Source organism: Shewanella sp. 1311 (assembly GCF_059338235.1).
The window spans coordinates 2,750,621-2,767,766 of record NZ_CM181686.1 but is presented as its reverse complement, the minus strand read 5'-3'; the positions used below and the strand labels follow the sequence as shown (position 1 = coordinate 2,767,766).

The 17,146-nt window shown below is 47.0% G+C and carries 15 protein-coding genes; 6 read left to right on the top strand and 9 right to left on the bottom strand.

Features of this window, described 5'->3' with window-relative positions:
- Positions 1 to 50: 50 nt before the first annotated feature.
- From AC5YB3_RS12445 to AC5YB3_RS12435, 3 genes are all read right to left on the bottom strand, one after another.
- Positions 51 to 2,162: a protein-disulfide reductase DsbD family protein gene (locus AC5YB3_RS12445; protein ID WP_432369241.1), complete on the bottom strand. Its 2,112-nt coding sequence runs from the start codon at positions 2,160 to 2,162 to the stop codon at positions 51 to 53.
- 279 nt (positions 2,163 to 2,441) lie between these two features.
- The gene (locus tag AC5YB3_RS12440; protein WP_081248404.1) at positions 2,442 to 2,870 is read right to left on the bottom strand and encodes a hypothetical protein; all 429 of its coding nucleotides are present in this window, start codon (positions 2,868 to 2,870) and stop codon (positions 2,442 to 2,444) included.
- Between the two features lie 196 nt (positions 2,871 to 3,066).
- Positions 3,067 to 3,816, bottom strand: coding sequence for a 3-oxoacyl-ACP reductase family protein (locus tag AC5YB3_RS12435; RefSeq protein ID WP_494525417.1), 750 nt, complete (start codon positions 3,814 to 3,816; stop codon positions 3,067 to 3,069).
- A 184-nt stretch (positions 3,817 to 4,000) separates the two neighbouring features.
- Here AC5YB3_RS12435 and AC5YB3_RS12430 point away from each other — a divergent pair, with 184 nt between their 5' ends.
- Positions 4,001 to 4,921 carry a LysR family transcriptional regulator gene (locus tag AC5YB3_RS12430; protein ID WP_012090586.1) on the top strand — a complete coding sequence of 307 codons (921 nt, stop codon included), beginning with the start codon at positions 4,001 to 4,003 and terminating at the stop codon, positions 4,919 to 4,921.
- A 46-nt stretch (positions 4,922 to 4,967) separates the two neighbouring features.
- On the opposite strand, the gene AC5YB3_RS12425 is transcribed toward AC5YB3_RS12430, so the two are convergent.
- The 6 genes from AC5YB3_RS12425 to AC5YB3_RS12400 all read right to left on the bottom strand — a co-directional run bounded on the left by AC5YB3_RS12425 (position 4,968) and on the right by AC5YB3_RS12400 (position 10,747).
- Complete coding sequence (locus AC5YB3_RS12425; protein WP_494525416.1) at positions 4,968 to 5,615, bottom strand: CatB-related O-acetyltransferase; 648 nt, start codon at positions 5,613 to 5,615, stop codon at positions 4,968 to 4,970.
- 257 nt (positions 5,616 to 5,872) lie between these two features.
- Entirely contained in the window at positions 5,873 to 6,274 is a 402-nt protein-coding gene (locus tag AC5YB3_RS12420) for a class I SAM-dependent methyltransferase (RefSeq protein ID WP_259582086.1), read from the bottom strand.
- Between the two features lie 4 nt (positions 6,275 to 6,278).
- Positions 6,279 to 6,560 carry a class I SAM-dependent methyltransferase gene (locus tag AC5YB3_RS12415; protein WP_494525415.1) on the bottom strand — a complete coding sequence of 94 codons (282 nt, stop codon included), beginning with the start codon at positions 6,558 to 6,560 and terminating at the stop codon, positions 6,279 to 6,281.
- A 67-nt stretch (positions 6,561 to 6,627) separates the two neighbouring features.
- Positions 6,628 to 7,782, bottom strand: coding sequence for an MFS transporter (locus AC5YB3_RS12410; RefSeq protein WP_014620492.1), 1,155 nt, complete (start codon positions 7,780 to 7,782; stop codon positions 6,628 to 6,630).
- Between the two features lie 11 nt (positions 7,783 to 7,793).
- Entirely contained in the window at positions 7,794 to 9,353 is a 1,560-nt protein-coding gene (locus AC5YB3_RS12405; protein WP_494525414.1) for an ABC-F family ATP-binding cassette domain-containing protein, read from the bottom strand.
- 650 nt (positions 9,354 to 10,003) lie between these two features.
- Positions 10,004 to 10,747, bottom strand: a complete 744-nt coding sequence (locus tag AC5YB3_RS12400) for a substrate-binding periplasmic protein (RefSeq protein WP_259483634.1) — start codon at positions 10,745 to 10,747, stop codon at positions 10,004 to 10,006.
- 359 nt (positions 10,748 to 11,106) lie between these two features.
- On the opposite strand from AC5YB3_RS12400, the gene AC5YB3_RS12395 reads away from it, so the two are divergent.
- From AC5YB3_RS12395 to AC5YB3_RS12375, 5 genes are all read left to right on the top strand, one after another.
- Complete coding sequence (locus AC5YB3_RS12395) at positions 11,107 to 11,613, top strand: sigma-70 family RNA polymerase sigma factor (RefSeq protein WP_012090589.1); 507 nt, start codon at positions 11,107 to 11,109, stop codon at positions 11,611 to 11,613.
- Positions 11,614 to 11,615: 2 nt separating this feature from the next.
- Positions 11,616 to 12,605, top strand: a complete 990-nt coding sequence (locus AC5YB3_RS12390; protein WP_494525413.1) for a FecR domain-containing protein — start codon at positions 11,616 to 11,618, stop codon at positions 12,603 to 12,605.
- 100 nt (positions 12,606 to 12,705) lie between these two features.
- On the top strand, positions 12,706 to 15,105 hold the full coding sequence (locus tag AC5YB3_RS12385; RefSeq protein ID WP_494525412.1) for a TonB-dependent receptor domain-containing protein: 2,400 nt from the start codon (positions 12,706 to 12,708) through the stop codon (positions 15,103 to 15,105).
- A gap of 2 nt (positions 15,106 to 15,107) precedes the next feature.
- Complete coding sequence (locus AC5YB3_RS12380; RefSeq protein WP_494525411.1) at positions 15,108 to 15,470, top strand: hypothetical protein; 363 nt, start codon at positions 15,108 to 15,110, stop codon at positions 15,468 to 15,470.
- Complete coding sequence (locus AC5YB3_RS12375; protein WP_126493239.1) at positions 15,467 to 17,146, top strand: PepSY-associated TM helix domain-containing protein; 1,680 nt, start codon at positions 15,467 to 15,469, stop codon at positions 17,144 to 17,146. The genes AC5YB3_RS12380 and AC5YB3_RS12375 overlap by 4 nt, the downstream gene beginning before the upstream one ends.

Here is a 17,146-nt window from a genome sequence, read left to right as displayed (position 1 = left end):
CGTACGAGATTGGCTAGTGATATTGCCGAGTGAACGGCTAGTCGTTAGCGTTATTTCCCTGCCGCTACGGATGACTTTTCAGGGGACGCTGAGGCCTGCTCAATCGCAGCAAGCACAAGGTCAGTCGATAGAATTTCCGGTAACTCAATCCCTTGCGGCGCACCCGGGCCGTAAACCACGTTGAATGGCACTCCAAAACGATTATGGCTTTGCAGGTAGTGAGTAATGGGCTCAGAAGGCGTGGTCCAATCGCCCTTCATCGGCAAAATATGCGGCTGTTGCAACAGGCTATAGACTGGATCTTGCAAGATCACGCCAACTTTATTGGCCTTACAGGTGATACACCAATCGGCAGTGACATCGACAAACACAGTTTTGCCTTGGGCCACCTGCTGATTAATCAATGCTTGATCCAATGGCGTCCAAGCAAGATCCGCAGGTAAAGGCTTAGCCCATTGATTCGTAGTCATAAATGCGATAACCGCCGACAGTAAGATGCCGATACCTAAGCAGCTCACAATAGCAATCGCGCCATATTTCTTAGCCATAAACACCATAAATATCAGTGTAATTACACCCGCTAATGGCCACAGGTAGCTAGTATCAATGAAGCTGGCCAACAGGCTAATCAGCCACAAACTGGTGATGAGCAACATGCCGGAGAAAAACACTTTAACTGTGTTCATCCAGCGACCGGGTTTAGGGAAATAACCCGCCACTTGCGGGAATGCCGCCACGATTAACCAAGGGAACGCCATACCCACGGCCAAAGCGGTAAAGATGGCAAACAGGCTCAGTACATCGGCGCCCAAGGCGAAGGCGACCGCAGTCCCCAAGAAAGGCGCACTACAGGGCGTAGCTAGCAGTGTGGCGAACATGCCCTGTAAAAAGTGGCCGCTGTTATTATTGCCGCCCGTTGTCGCCAACTTGGTTTGCACGTTAGAGGGTAAGTTGATCTCAAACACACCTAACATATTGAAGGCAAACACTGTGGTCACCAGCGCCATAAAGCCGATAAACCAAGGGTTTTGGAACTGCACACCCCAACCAATCGCTTGACCCGTGAGCTTAAGCATTAAGATAAAGCCAGCCAGTAACCAGAATGAGGCCAATATCCCCAGCGCTGATGCGATGAACTGTTGGCGGATTTGATTACGCTTCAGATCAGGCGCAGCAACCACTGAACTGAGCTTCATGCCGAGAACGGGTAACACGCAGGGCATGACGTTTAAGATCAAACCACCGATAAGCGCTAACAAAATCATGCCAAATATCGAGGTACTTGCTTGAGTAATCACCACAGGCTTAACCTCGGCGCTGTATTCCAACGCCCGCTCGCTATCGGCGACAGTCATGTTCAGCGATTTACCCAAAACTTCAGGCTCGCCCAGCCAACTTTTACCGCTGAAAATACCGACCAATTGCTTGCCGTTAGCATCACTTTCGATTGGTTTTAAGCTCACTAGCTTGAATGTGGTATCTGGCTCGCCATCGATAATCACGGTTGGACTCTGCCAGTTGGCATCATTGAGTCTGACTTCAAGTTGACCTTTGGCTGCATCCCAACCCATTGTCATGGCAGGATTCTGGCCCTCTTGGGACAACACTTTTTGTGGCACAAGCGACACGGCCTTGTTGTAAGCCAACATGGCATCGGTATCTGCTTGCAGCGCATTGGGCGTGAAGTCGAGACTAATCTGATAATCCGTCAGTACACAGATAGTGGTACAGGTCGACAAGGTCACTTTGCCGCGCAGCTGAGTGGGAGCAGCGATATCATCGACTTTTAGGGTTAAGGGAAAGGTCGTATTACCTTTGTAACCAAAGGTTTGTAATCCCAATAATGAGAATTCCTCTGGCGCAGGCCATCTCCAATCTACTTGCTGTAGATTGCGAGAGCCATCCCACTTGATGGTAGGCGCAATGCCGCCTTCCCCAGGACTGCGCCAATAGGTTTTCCAATCGCCCTCGAGTTGTACTTCAAGCACAGCGGGCAAAGTATTCGTTGCGGGATCAACTTCGCCCGTCAGCATAAAACGTACTTTGGCTGGCGGGTGATTATCGTTAACTAACCACCCCGTCGATGCGGCCAATAGTGACGGGCTCGTCACTATCAAGGTGAGTATCCAGAATCTGGTTAACATGGATTTTAATATGCTCATTTTGTCCCCATTGGCATGAACTGTTCGCTATGCCCTGTAAATGCTTGCTTTACTGCTTAACTCTGCACCCGTTACAAAGGGCGTGATGGCTTAAGAAAAATCAGTGTGATAGCAGGCTTAATTCAAGAAATTTGATCTGAGATAGGATGTGTAAAAGCGGACGTTCTGCAGCTGGGTAATGATCCTTTCAACCGGTAAACGGGTAAGAAAAGCCAACTATCGAGCTAGAGAATGGGCGCCAGAATAAACTCACCTATCAGTTTGATAAGTAAAATATTTCTATTCTTGAAAGCGACAGAGAGTGAGATGTATTCGCCTAGGTTTAGCTTGATAACCTTGTATGGGTAACAGTGTTATCACGCGGGAGGCGCGGGGAAGTAACGGCAGTAGGAACAACAGGATAAGAAATGGAATGGAACTCGGTGCATCGATACAGGTTCGGATCGATTTCTCAGACAATTCACATTTTTTAGGCTCGCTTTTGACCAGCTCAGTACCCGCCGCTTGGGCATCGACGTGACTCGCCATATTGCTTGAAGCTGAGCTGCTGTTTAAAGCTGAACTTGAGTTTAAAACTGAGTTGGCGCTAAAACCAGCTCCAGAAAAAGACGTAGCCGACATCGCTTGCGCGCTCGACTCTTTGAGCAACAAGTTAAGTATTCCACTGTTTTGAGTCAAACAGAACAAGGTCAGAATGGTAAACACCATCACGCCCCATAGGTTGCCTGTTTTCTTAGTCAATAACGTAAAAATTTGGATTTCTCTTCGTCTTATTCTTTGATAATAAAGATAAAAAATGAGTGTCTTTCAACAGATAGCTGAAGATAAGACCGGCGGATTGTAACAATAGTTCATCAACAAGCAAATTAATTTAGCTTGCCTGAAAAATAGATACAGACAAAGCTTATGCCGAAAACCCGCCATCAATCATCAAACTCGCACCTGTAATGTAGCCAGCTTCAGGACCCGCGATAAAAGCAACAAAACTGGCAATCTCTTCGGCTTTACCAAAGCGACCCAGAGCACCCATCGCCTTAACGGGCTCAGATGAATCACCGTTATCAGGGTTCATATCGGTATCCACAGGTCCTGGCTGAATATTGTTCACCGTAATGGCACGTGGGCCTAAATCCCGCGCTAATCCTTTGGCCAAACCGACTAAGGCAGATTTACTCATGCCGTAAATCGCACCACCTACAAACGGAATACGCTCAGCGTTGGTGCTACCGATATTGATGATGCGGCCGCCGTCATTCATGTGCAGCGCCGCTTCTTGGCTCGCCACAAACACACTGCGCACGTTGGTGTTAATTGTTCGTTCCCAGTCTTCTAGCGTCAGATTTTCGATGCTATCCCAAATCAGCGTACCCGCATTATTGACCACAATATCTAAACCACCGAAGTGCGCTTTAGTCTCGCGAATGGCACGACGGATCGCCTCTGGATCAGTACTGTCAGCCTTAATGGCAATGGCTTGACCACCCTGCGATATAACTTCATCCACCAGCAATTGTGACTGCGCCTCAGAAGACACATAGGTAAAAGCAACCGCTGCGCCATCACTCGCTAAACGCTTAACAATGGCGGCACCGATACCACGGCTACCACCTTGTACAAAAGCCACTTTACCTTGCAGATTATTCGACGATTTCATAGTTAGCTCACTCAATAGGGATAAAAAATTTATGGTATAGAAAACGTTACTTATCAATCATAAATTAGCCATTGACCAGTTATTAACGCTCATTTTCATACTGTGGTAGTAGCTTACGCGATTCACTTGCCATGATTAAGTCACTAAAATGACCATCACTAAGTCCTTCAAGGAATTAATTGCCGTGATAAATAATCAATTTATTGAGATACGCCATTTCGTCACAGTTGCACAGCTCGGCAGTTATACCTTAGCGGCGCAGGCGTTAGGCATGACAGGTTCGGCGCTCAGTAAAAGCATAGTGCGATTAGAAACCCGCTTAGGCACTAAACTTTTACACCGCACCACAAGGCGTGTGAGCTTAACCAATGATGGCGATTCGTACCTCAAAGACTGCCAAAATGCTATGGCAATCCTAGACAATGCACAAAGCCGACTCGGCAGCGAACAGCAAATTCCCTCAGGTCGAGTGCGAGTGGATTTACCCGTCACGTTTGGGCGGCGATATATACTGCCGACCCTATTAGCACTGTCGCAAAAATATCCCAAGCTCGAGTTATCTATCACCTTCAACGATAGAACGACCGACTTATTCAGTGACGGCATTGATTTGGCAGTGCGTGTCGGACAACTCGGCGACACTGTGGATTTAGTCGCCCGTAGATTAGGGGAACAACGCCGAGTGATCTGCGCTTCTCCTGCCTATTTCGCTCGACTTGGCACACCAAAAGACAAAGCAGATCTCAGCCAGCACCAATGCATTGTTGGCTGGCCGCTTGGGCAGCAACATCGCTGGTTACTTAAAAATGAGGATGGGATCATCGAGGCCTATGACATTCCAGTGCGCCACGAAATCGCTGATTGCGAAGCCATTTTAGCGGCCACACTGGCGGGAGTGGGTTTAGCGCAAGTGCCGATATGGTTGGTTGAGGACTATCTTAAAACCGGTGAACTTATCTCGGTACTGGACGAACTCGCCAGTGACGACACACCTATCCACCTTATTTGGCTTAAAACCCCTTACCTCCAACCCAAACTACGGGTGATCATCGAAGAACTGGCCGAATTAGCCAAAACGCCAAAAAGTAGATTTAAGGCAGAATAAGTGAAAGGACTCGACTGAGCGCGACCTTTCACTTTGGGACTAACGGTTATTTGCTTTGATGTATGGATTGGTCATAGAGGGTGATCGCTTTGCTGAGCGCGTCAAAATCCGCCGAACACAAATACCGCTTTAAGCTTTCAAACTTTTCGGCAGGCCAATCGTAGATTTTTAACGCCAGTAACTCAGTAATGACGTCTTTATCAAACCGATACTTGATTAATTTCGCAGGTGATCCCGCCACAATACTGTAGGGTTCGATATTTTGAGTGACGACACTATTTGCGGCAACAACCGCACCTTCACCTATCGTCACCCCAGGCATCAGCATACATCTCATACCTAACCAAGCCCCATCACCAATATGAGTATCGCCTTTGCCTACATAGGCCTCCTCGATGAAATCCATAAAGGGATATAAACAAAACCAATCCGCTCTATGCGTATGATTTCCGCCCATTAAGATCACAACTTCGGCGGCGATACACACATAGTTCCCGATATAAAGTTTATCGATAGGCCACTTAGGCCCCCACTCACGGCTCACTTCATCACCATGAAGATATCTCACTGCGGATCCCTCAAAGCCAGCATCCCAACAATCACTGTAATAGCTATGTTGGCCTTTGACTATGATATTGGGATTGGTGACTACCTCATGCAATAACTGAACTTTTGACCAATGCTTGTTCTGCATTGTAAATCCTCTTTATAAACAAAATAATAAATATAAGACATCATGTTATGAGAAGTTTCACATTAGAATAGTCAGTGAATACGCGGTTGTTTTAGCAGAGGAATGAGTTTCATATAAAAGTCATAAGTGGGTATCAAAAAGAAAATAGCCCATAAAGCTGAAATATCGACATGAGCTATGCCAGCCGACATGTTAACCACCATAGCCCGCCGCTGCAAAGCTATGATGGTTAGTTAAGTTACACGTTTAGAAAATGACTAAGCCGTTGCACGCCAACCACGCCATGAAAGGCCCGCATAAAAAAGCTCTACATCGGTAAAGCCCGCACTCTTAAGTAGCGCCTCGTTACGCGCCGGACTGACCATTTTTAGCACATTGACTAAGCGATCACAGGTGGTGCTGACCTGCTCCGGATCGGCACCAGAACCCAGCGCAAAATCTCGATAGCGTGCCAACATTAATTCAGCGCTTGGTGATGAGATATCAATACAACAATCGACCAGCACAAACGGCGCGCCAGGCTTTAGGCGTTTTTTAAGTTCTAGCAGAGTTTGCAACTTACTACCATCGTCAGCGACAAAGTGTAGCGTGAGCAAACAGCTTGCAGCATCAAATGGACCTTCTGGGGCATCTGTAATATAACCATGATGCCAATTCACTCGCTCACTCGCATCGATAGCAGCGAGGCGCTGCCTTGGCAGCGTTTAACATTTCTGCAGCTGGATCTACGCCAATGTAACGCCATTGAGATTGTAGCGAAGCAAAGACCTCGAGCTCGAATCCGCCGCCCGCGCCAAGCACAAGCAGCTCGCCAACTTCACCTATACCTTCTTTTATAAGCTGAGCCGTCATGCGCTGCATCTGCTCATAGGCTGGCACAAATGCCGTTGGGCCCTGGGCATAACGGCGGACTACATCAGGATTTTCAAAGTGTACTTGTTTCATTTTTAAACTATCCATAATCAATCGGTTGTAAACCATGATAAAAATTAGTGCGTCTTTTTATTCGCGGCTATTGAGCCTGTTTCACAGGGCGTAACACAGCGATGGCGGCACCAAATAACAAAGTAGCAAGAATGGCCATACCTATTGGTCCAACACTATAAGCAAATCCCGCTACGCCAGACCAGATAGCCACCCCGAGGTGCATCATAGTCATGGCGAGCGACATCAGTATGCCGCGATGCGCGTTAGATAGTTGCGCAATATAACTCTGTAATGCTGGCGAACCGACGCCACCCGCTAGCGACCACATGACTAACGGTAATATCAGCACTAATAGTTGCTGCGCGGGATACAGATAAAACCCAATGCTGACAATAAGGCACACAATTAACGCCAGTCGCATAACTTGGCGGCCGCTTTCAAGTCGGCCCGCCACGCGCGGCATTAACATATTGCCGATAACGCTACTCCCCCCTAACACAGCATACATAACACCCACGGACCAAATACTCATGCCTAACGTGTCGCGTAAATGCTGCCCAATTAAATTGAATAACCCGATGCCTCCGCCAAGGCCGAAAAACATCGCCAGCAAGGCGCCAGTAGCACCCGGAATAGCCCAGATTTTAGTGACCTTTTCATCGCCATCATGGATAGCGGGAGCTTCAACAGTTTTACTACTAACGAAAACCACGGCGAGCGCCCCAGCCACACACCAAGCACACACGCCAAGTACCATAAACGCGGCGCGCCAAGAGAGCCATTCAGCCAATAATGCCCCAAGCGCTGGGCTAGAGATCATACCAAGCGTCAGCCCTGATTGAACCCATGCGATACGCGTCATCGCATCATTACTAGCGTTAGTTGAAGCATCTGCGGCCATCGCAAAAGCAATCGGTAACATGCCTGCGCTAGCAATACCCGTCAGTACCCGTGTCGTCAGCCCCCACTCAAATGAGCTAACCAATCCGGTTGCGATAGAAGCCGCGCCAAACAATAAGGCTGCAGGTAACATCACTCGCATGCGTCCAAGGCGGTCAGATAACACGCCCAGTGCTGGTGCCACTATCGCCAGCGCCACGCTATAGGCGGTAATGAATAAGGTCACGCGTTCAGGTTGAACTCCTAAATCATAACCAATAGGTACTAAGATTGGCCCTAGCATCAGCTCATCTGCACCGACTAAAAAAGCAATGAAAAATAATAAAACTTTTAATAACATGGTTTGATAACCTAAATAGTTTCAGCATCTTGTGCGGTGATAATGGCTTGAATGTCCACAATTCTGTCTGGCCAGTCGGCGACAAAACTACGCTCATGAGACACCACAATGATAGTCCCAGAGTATTCAATCAAGGCCTGCTTAAGTGCTGCTTTTACAGTGACATCTAAATGTGTTGTAGGCTCATCCAGGACTAACAAGTTAGTCGGATTTTGTGCCAATCGGCAAAGCTTAACCTTCGTTTGCTCACCGCCACTAAGGGTACGAATAGGCTGCATAGCGAGTTTTCCTGACACCCCAAACTGGGCTAATTGTTGTCTGACCGCTTTATCATCGAGCCCACCACATGCAGATTTAATGAGATTGGCTGCTGTGGCGTCTGGATATGGCCAATGTAATTCCTGCTCAAAATAGCCAAGTTTGACCCCCGTAGAAATTGCTATCTGCCCAGCAACTGGCGCCAACTCACCCACCAAGGTTTTCAACAAAGTAGATTTACCTATGCCGTTAAAACCTGTGATCAGCACCTTTTCGCCGCGGCTAATGTTAAGTGCGATGGTGGGGAGCAGTGGCCGCGAATAACCAATTAGCAGGTCAGTTGCACTCAGCACTTGCTGGGCATTATGGGTCGTATGTTTAAACGCTATCGATATTGGCTTATCTAATTCCGGCGCGGCGAGCTTCGTTATGCGGGTTAGCTGTTTTTTACGACCATTGGCAATGCTGGCATTGACGCCAGCGCCATTTTTCGCAATGAACTGCTCCAGTTTATCGATGTGTTTTTTCTGCGCCAGATATTGCTTAGCATGAGCCGCACCATCGCTAACTTTTTGCGCCATAGCCTTATCGATATTACCTTTGTATTTGCGGATCTGTTGTCTATCTATGTCGCAAATACTAGTGGCAATACGATTCAAAAAGGCGTGATCGTGCGACACCACCATAAAGGCACCATTAAAATCAGTAAGGTAGTCGGCTAACCATTGAATATGAACACTATCTAAATAGTTGGTTGGCTCATCCAGTAATAACACGTCCGGTGACATCAACAGCAACGACGCCAACATCACCTTATGACGCTGCCCACCACTTAACTCGCCAAGCCTTGTGTGCATACCAAACTGAGTAATGCCGAGTCCGTCTGCGACCGCGTCGATATGGTTATCAACTTGGTAAAATGACTGGCTCTCGAGCTGGGTCTGAACATCAGCGGCGCGCACAAGGTAGCTATCATCTGCGCTTTTTTCGGCGCAGGCGTATATCGCCATCATTTCTGCTTCAAGTAAGTACAGCTCAGAAAAGGCGGTTTTGAGGTAGTCACGTACCCGAAACTGGGCATCCATTTGGGCGTGTTGGTCCAGATACCCCACTTTCACAGAGGGTTGCCAAATGATATCGCCACCGTCTGGCAGTAACTGTGTTTGCAGTAATTTGAGTAAGGTACTTTTACCGACGCCATTACCCCCCGTTACCCCAACATGCTCAGCGGGAAAGAGATTGAAATCAGCATTCTGGTACAAGGTTTTATCACCAATGTGATAAGTTAGATTATGAACTTTGAGTAAACTCATTGTATTACATCCAAAAAAAACGAGGGGCGGCAGTTGATATACCGGCCCCTCGTTTCAAGAAACATTGAAACTTTGCTTCTGACTTTTATCAGAAACAAAAAAGCCGACGATGAAGCATCATCGTCGGCCAAGTTTCTGCAATGTTCAGATACAAGAACCCCTTCCACTTAAAGACAGGGAATCACCTTGTAGCTGATGAAGATTCAGAAAACATCAAGCTCCGAGCAACACTTCATCGTGTTAGTGCGCGGAGCACAGTCTCCTGACAAATTTCTTGAATAGGATGTACAACATTGCAGATAACCAAAAATCTAATCAGATGGCGACTTTAGCGAAGTCGAGAATTGTAGTCAAACATAACAATATTTGCGATTAATAGAATATAATATTGGGGATTGACACCTAACCAACTGAATATTATTGATTAAACTTTATCGGCAACAATACCCACCACTGAAAAATGAATAAAGCCGACGCTGTAATTAAAGGTCAGTATATAAGTTTAAATAGTGAAAACACGTCAATCGCAACTTAAATTTTATGCGGAACATGAAAAAATACAACAATTATCAAAGTAACATTAGCAAATAGGCTCAATGAACTACTCTACCCTATATTCCTTGATGGATTTTACGAAAATACCAATCTAATCAATCATATTTACCTTTATATAAATCTTGAACCATTGTTTGATATAGCCCTGATTTCTGTATTTTTTCAAAGCCAGAATCATACTTTTCGACAAGAGCTTCGACATTAGGGTAATTTTTAGAAAACATGAGGAAGGAGAAATTTTCATCATACGCTAAAGGGTGAATTTGAATTTTAGCTTGTTCTTCAGCAGATAAATCGCGTATCAGTTTCCGCCCCACGGCTTCATTTACAAGGAACGCGTCAAAACGTTTAGCAAGTAGCATCTTGATTCCCTGTGGGTATTCGTTTAACTCTTGAACTTTAACTCCTATCTCAGTCAATGCTTTAACATAGTAATCGGCTCGGTTGCACCCGATAGTAAATTGTTTAAGATCACTCATAATCTTCCAGTCAAACTGACTATCAACTCGTTCAATAAATACGCTGCGAGAAACGATTATCGGTTTCTTACTGAACAGATATTGGGCTTTACGATCTTCTTGAATGGACCAACCGGGTGACGCGAGAAAATACCCATTACCGGTTTCGACTTCAATACGAGCCCAAGGTTTGAACTCGAATTTTGCGGTAATTCCTTCCTGCTCAAAAGCGATTGTGACCACATCGTTTAAAAAACCTAATCCTTTCAATTTAGCGCCAGCATACGGAGACCATTCTCCGCTACCGATAAGAACATCTTGGTTTGCAGCCGCAACAAAGGCACTCATAGTTAAAATCAGGAACAGCAGAAACTTACTCATCAATTTCTCCTAAAATATTCCAACTTTCTTTTTATTCACTTAGAAACTAAGTCAAACCACCAGCAAGCTAACCCTAACAAGATGTTTTTATCTCATTAATGAATCACCATATTTTTCAAAAAGATAATTGGTCGTCCTATAGAGATAAGGCTCAAGTTTAGTTGAGCCAGTCAAAAACACAAAAAGATAGGCGAATCCTTTTGCTCGAAAGTCGCATAAAACAGGATTACAACTTATTTTCCGCCATGATTCTCGCTATGCATAAGCAGGTAATCTCATGAGCGTAATGACACAAAACTTGACCTATCAAATGATAATCAATATCATTACAGCATTATTAATATTCTTGCCTATACCGTATGACGTCGGTCAATATTTCTTCTCCTATCAATAACCTATATAGAGATAACCAGTTTTGGCTACGCGGCTGGCTATACTCACGCGTGGGTTGTTCAGAAACAGCGGCCGACCTAGCCCAAGATACATTTCTACGTTTGTTAAAAACCGGAAATTTACCGCCTTCAGGCGAATCGCGGCGTTTTTTAACCCGCATTGCCAAAGGATTGATGATTGACGCTTATCGTCGGCAGAAGATTGAAGAAGCCTACCTAGAAAGTTTGAGCTTGATGCCAGAAACATTCATTCCTGGGCCAGAAATCCATCATGTCATCATTGAAACACTCGCTGAAATTGCCGTTATGCTCGATAACTTGCCGGATAATGTGCGCTTGACGCTGTTACTGCGCCAGATAGAGGGTTTAAGCTATGCCGACATTGCTAAGCAACTATCAGTTTCTGTTTCATCGGTAGAAAAGTACGTTGCGCGAGGCTTAGCGGCCTGCTGCCTCGCGCTGGAATCCTATTAGTCATGCCTGCCAATCAATCCGGGGCCGAGAATATCGGGCAGGAAAACAACTGCGATGCCATTGAAGCTGCTGCTGGCTGGATGGCACGTCTGTTGGCGGATGACGCTACCGAGCAGGATAGTATTAACTGCCAACAATGGCGTGACCAAAGCTCACTTCACGAACAAGCATGGCAACGCATGTGCCAGATCACTGGCAAGTTCGCCTCCTTACCTAAGGGTACAGGCATCCAAGTGCTTGAAAAAGTTAGCCAGTCCGTCGTATCACGTCGGCGTTTCCTCAATGTTTTAGCGCTGGCAGGGATTGGCGTCACCGCGACTTGGCTTGGCGCGTCACAGACTCGACTTGGCCGGAGTCTGCAGGCTCAATACCGCACCGGCGCAAACGAAACTCGCACCTTTACTCTTGAAGATGGCACCCGCTTAACACTAAACATAGATACTGCAGTGGATGTGGATTTCTCCGCCGAGAAACGGCAAATACAACTCCATCAAGGAGAGATTTTGATCAAAACGGGTCATGAATCTCCCCGTCGCCAATTCTTAGTCACCACCCACTTTGGCCAACTAATCGCGTTAGGTACTGAGTTCTGCATCCGCCAATACGAACACTATGCCCGTGTAGCCGTAATCGACGGCGCAGTAGAAGCTTATGCTGCCAGTGGTGGTAAGCCACAACGAGTAGATGCAGGCCAACAAACTCGGTTTGATAAGACAATGATTGCGCCTCCTGAACCGCTACAAAACGCAGCGATAAGTTGGCGCCATGGCAAGCTAGTGGCAGAAGGGATGCGGGTAGCAGATTTTGTCGAGGAGATCGGCCGCTATCGACCCGGCTTCACGCTATACGATAGTGCTGTGGCCAATTTGACCATCAGCGGCGTATTTTCTCTGCAGGATACCGACCTTGCCCTACAAAGCCTTGCAAGCAGCCTGTCAGTAGAGCTGCAATATCGCACCGCTTACTGGGTCAAAGTGATCCCAGCCCGCTAAAACCTTAACGCTGAAAATTATTTTCAAAAGTTTTACGGGTTTTGCGATCTCGTTCGGAATAGTAGATAGAACCTATTAACTTTCCCCCTTGGGACTCTCTATGCATTCCGTTGAATTTGGCCGTTCGCGACCAAAAAAATACCGCGCTAACTACTTGTCCCTTATGGGCCTGAGTTTCACCGTCATCTTAAGCATTACAGCACCACAGCCATCACTGGCTCAAACTGTCGATGTAGATGCCAAACAAATCAACAAGCTACAAGATTATCAGATTAAGGCGGGCACGCTCGATGCTGTACTCAACAGCTTTGCTCTAGCCGCGAATATTGATCTGTCGATATCTTCAGCACTCACTCGGGGTAAAACTAGCTTAGGGCTAGAGGGACAATACTCGATTGAAGCAGGCTTGCAAAAGATACTGGCGGGGACGGGTTTACAGGTCACATCGCGCTTTGAGGGGCAATATATTCTCGGCAAGGCGACCGCTGCAATAGTGTTGGCACCCATAACGGTTATCAGCGCTGCGGGTTATGAACAGGATATCAAAAATGCGCCAGCGAGCATTAGTGTGCTTTCAGGCAAGGATCTAGAGCAACGCAAATTTAATTCACTACAAGATATCGCGCGGGAAATTCCCGGAGTCAATGTTATTGGCTCTGGCGCACAGAGCGGAATATCCATCCGCGGTATGGAGAAGGGTTATACGTTAGTGCTCGTTGACGGCAAGCGGGTACGCTCGGACACGGGAAATCCGCGAGGATTGAACAACGAAGATCTCGATAGCAATTTTATCCCTCCCGTTGCGTCGATTGAGCGCGTCGAAGTGGTTCGTGGACCTATGAGTTCTCTCTACGGTAGCGATGCAATGGGCGGCATCATCAATATCATCACCAAGAAAACACCCGAACATTGGAGTGCTAGCGCGGGCTATAGTTTGCGCGTGCCAGACAGCAGCGCTATGGGGAATCAAAACCAACAGGATATCTATATTTCGGGGCCGCTGGTTAAAGATCTACTTGGTGCTTCCATTTGGGGAAATCAAGCCGTACAGGACGAAGACAAATATTACGGTGGATATCAGGAATCCACTAAGCGAACCCTAGGCGGTAAGCTGCGGATCACGCCTAATCGCGACCACGAGTTTATCCTCGACTACTCAAAGGCGAGTCAGCGCTACATTGGCAATCCTGGTGGAGTTCTACTCACCACAGCCAGAGGAAGTATTGACCGCGAATGGACCCGAGATGCATGGAGCATTGCCTACAATGCCTTGTTCGATCTTGGCGAACTAGAACTGAAATACTATGAAGAAGATTATGAAAGACTGACTTATCCTGCTGCAGCTGATTTCACTACAGGATCAACAAACAAAGTCGGCGATGCGCGCTTCATCACAGGTGTGGATAGCCATACTCTGACTTTCGGTGGTCAATGGACTAACGACAAACTGACTAACGGTGATTTAGGTAATGGTACTCCCCGAAGCTTTGGTACCCGCTCTGTCAGTGATATCAGTATTTTTGCAGAAGACGAATGGGAACTGCTCACAGAGAAACTTTATCTCACCCTTGGTGCGCGACTAACGGATAACGAATTCTTTGGTCATCATGTCTCACCTAGAGCATATCTTGTTTTCAATCATAACGATCACTGGACTTTCAAAGGGGGCATAGCCACTGGCTACAAGAGCCCGAAGATTGACCAGATTGATAACACCACAGGCTCTCAACGCGGCGGCAGTACGAGTCAGTTTGTCATTGTTGGTAATCCCGACTTAGAGCCAGAACAAAGCACGAATTATGAAATCGGCGCGCTTTACACTAAAGATGACACGCTAAATATCGGCGCAACGCTATTTTTCAATGACTTTTCCAACAAAATCCTCAACACCAACACCTTCTATTTCGACGATGGTAACGGTGGATATATTCCAGCCTATTGCATTTCAGGTGACGTTGGCACCAAAGACTGCCCAGCTTGGGCCACTTGGCTAAATGCCAAGGGAGCACAGATCCGCGGTGTCGAACTTGAAGGTCACTGGGACATAACTGATACCTTGGCGCTCAAAGCGAGTTACACCTATACCGATTCACGAATTGACGCAGACAACGTGATCATCAATACCCCCGCGGGTCCACGCCCTTTCGGTGACACCTTGGCATTGCTGGACGGAAATTCACTCGTCGGTATCCCAAATCATAACGGCTCAATTACGCTCGACTACCAACCTACAGATGCACTCTCGGCATTCCTGAGAGGTAATTATGAGGGCGAAATTACCCGAGTCAGCTTCGAACGCAACACGGTCGATAAGAGTGACAAGGATTTGATCACGCTGGACGCAGGTCTGAACTATTCGCTGAACCGCTTTATTAGCTTCAACGTCGGGATAGACAACATCACCGACGCTACGCGATTTAAAGTGAATAACGATACTGGGGCCTACCGCTATTCAGAGCGCGGACGTAGCTATTTCGTTAGCGTTAAGACGCAATTCTGAATATGAACCTACATATCATGCTCAAAAAAGACTCACGATTGTCCCATCAAGCGAAGCGCGGCAATCAAAGCGCCATTAGCAAATGGCTGTTCACCACTGGGATGCTGGCACACTCAATCGCCATCTGTTTATTGTGCTATTTATCCAGTGGCCAACTTGTTAATACAACAGGAGCTCTGCTTTACCACATGGGTATGCCATGGACGGATGCCGTGGTCGTCACCAGTATGCTGGGGTTTATCTACTTAGTGCTGATTCTATTGTGGGCATTTTCCCGTAACGGCGTCCTGCGAACTTGGCTGAACGTAAGCAGCCTGACGGGTTTTAGTATCTTCATGGCTTGGATAATTGGAGCATTAGCATGAAAGATGGATTCCGTACTCGGATGAGTCTCTTGCACACTTGGGCAGGATTGATATTAAGCGGCTTGCTGTTCGCCATTTTCTGGACCGGCACGCTGTCAGTATTCGATAAAGAAATCGATCGCTGGATGATGCCACACACTCGAATACACATGGATACTGCAAGGCCATTATCGGTAGACCGCGAGATCATACCTTTACTGGCAGAGCGAGCTGAGGGGGCAAAAGCTTGGACTATAGTGCTACCCGCTGAGCGCAGACCTTTTTTGACATTGGCTTATGATTCTGCAAAGTCACACATAGCACAGCGAAATAGTTTCCACCCGATCACGCTCGAACCGCTTCCGGCTCCAAACACCCGAGGAGCGAGTAACTTTATTTACCCCTTCCATCATAATTTAACCTTACGCCAAAACAACATTGGCGCCCTACTGGTTGGTATTGCGAGCATGGGTATGCTTTGCCTGTTAATTTCCGGCATAGTCATACACCGTAGAATATTTGCCGATTTCTTTACCCTTAGGCTGCTTCGTGGCTTTAGCAGAGCCAATCTCGATATTCATAACCTCACAGGCGTTGTGCTGCTGCCTTTCACTATCGTCATCACCTTGTCTGGGCTAATGATTGCGCACTTGATCTATTTCCCCAAGGCGCCCGATGCCGTTTTCGCACAGCTTAACCCAGCATCCGTGACGCAGGAACGACCCAAATCCAAAGTAAGAGAAGCTTCACGCAAACGTGAGCAAGATGTTAGCAGTGAAAATGAAGACGAAATTACCGATGCCAGAGAAGGCTCACGCAATAGTCCTGCACGGAGCCGTTTTATCGCCGAATCACAGGGGCGTGTTAGACCACAAGCAATAGGCCAACCCGCCAATGTTGCCGCAATTGATCCTATGATTGCGGCGACCGAAAGCGAACTAGGTCAAGGGGCTGTCTATATGATTCGGGTTAGCAATCCTGGAGATGCAGGTGGCGTCGTCGCACTCAGGCTAAATGGCGATAACAGCGTATCTCAGAATATTGATAATAGGAGATTTTCTACCGCCACTGGAGAGGAACTAGCACATTTCAACTCATCCTCGACGACCAATGTATTTAACTTTATTGCTGGTATGCATTACATCAAATTTAAACACTGGCCACTGCGCTGGCTTTATTTTATCGCAGGGCTGGGTGCTTGCGCGTTAATCGCCACTGGCCTACTGCATTGGACTCAGGCACGTAACCAAAAGCAAGGCAGCACTGGCTTCAATGTGTCTTTTATGAATGCACATAACATCGCTGCGATCACTGGCATTATTTCTGCGACCGGGGCTTTTTTAGTGGTCAATCGCTTGCTCAATAATAGAGAACAATTTGCCGGTATCTCCAGCCGCGATTTAGAGGTATATGCCTTCTTTGGTGTCTGGCTAGCTTGCTTACTTCATGCGTTGATCAGAGTATTTTTGAACAAACAGCATGGTTACCGAAAGGCTTGGGCAGAACAATGCAGGGCGATTGCTCTGATTGCTATCGCAGCTGTGGGACTGAACTGGATAACCACAGGCGACCATCTGCTTAAGACCCTATTCACCCATACCTATTGGCCCGTTGCGACCCTAGACTTAGTGCTTGTTACTAGTGCTGTGATGGCCATTTACGCAGCGCGGAAACTATCCGTTATCCGTGAGAGTTAG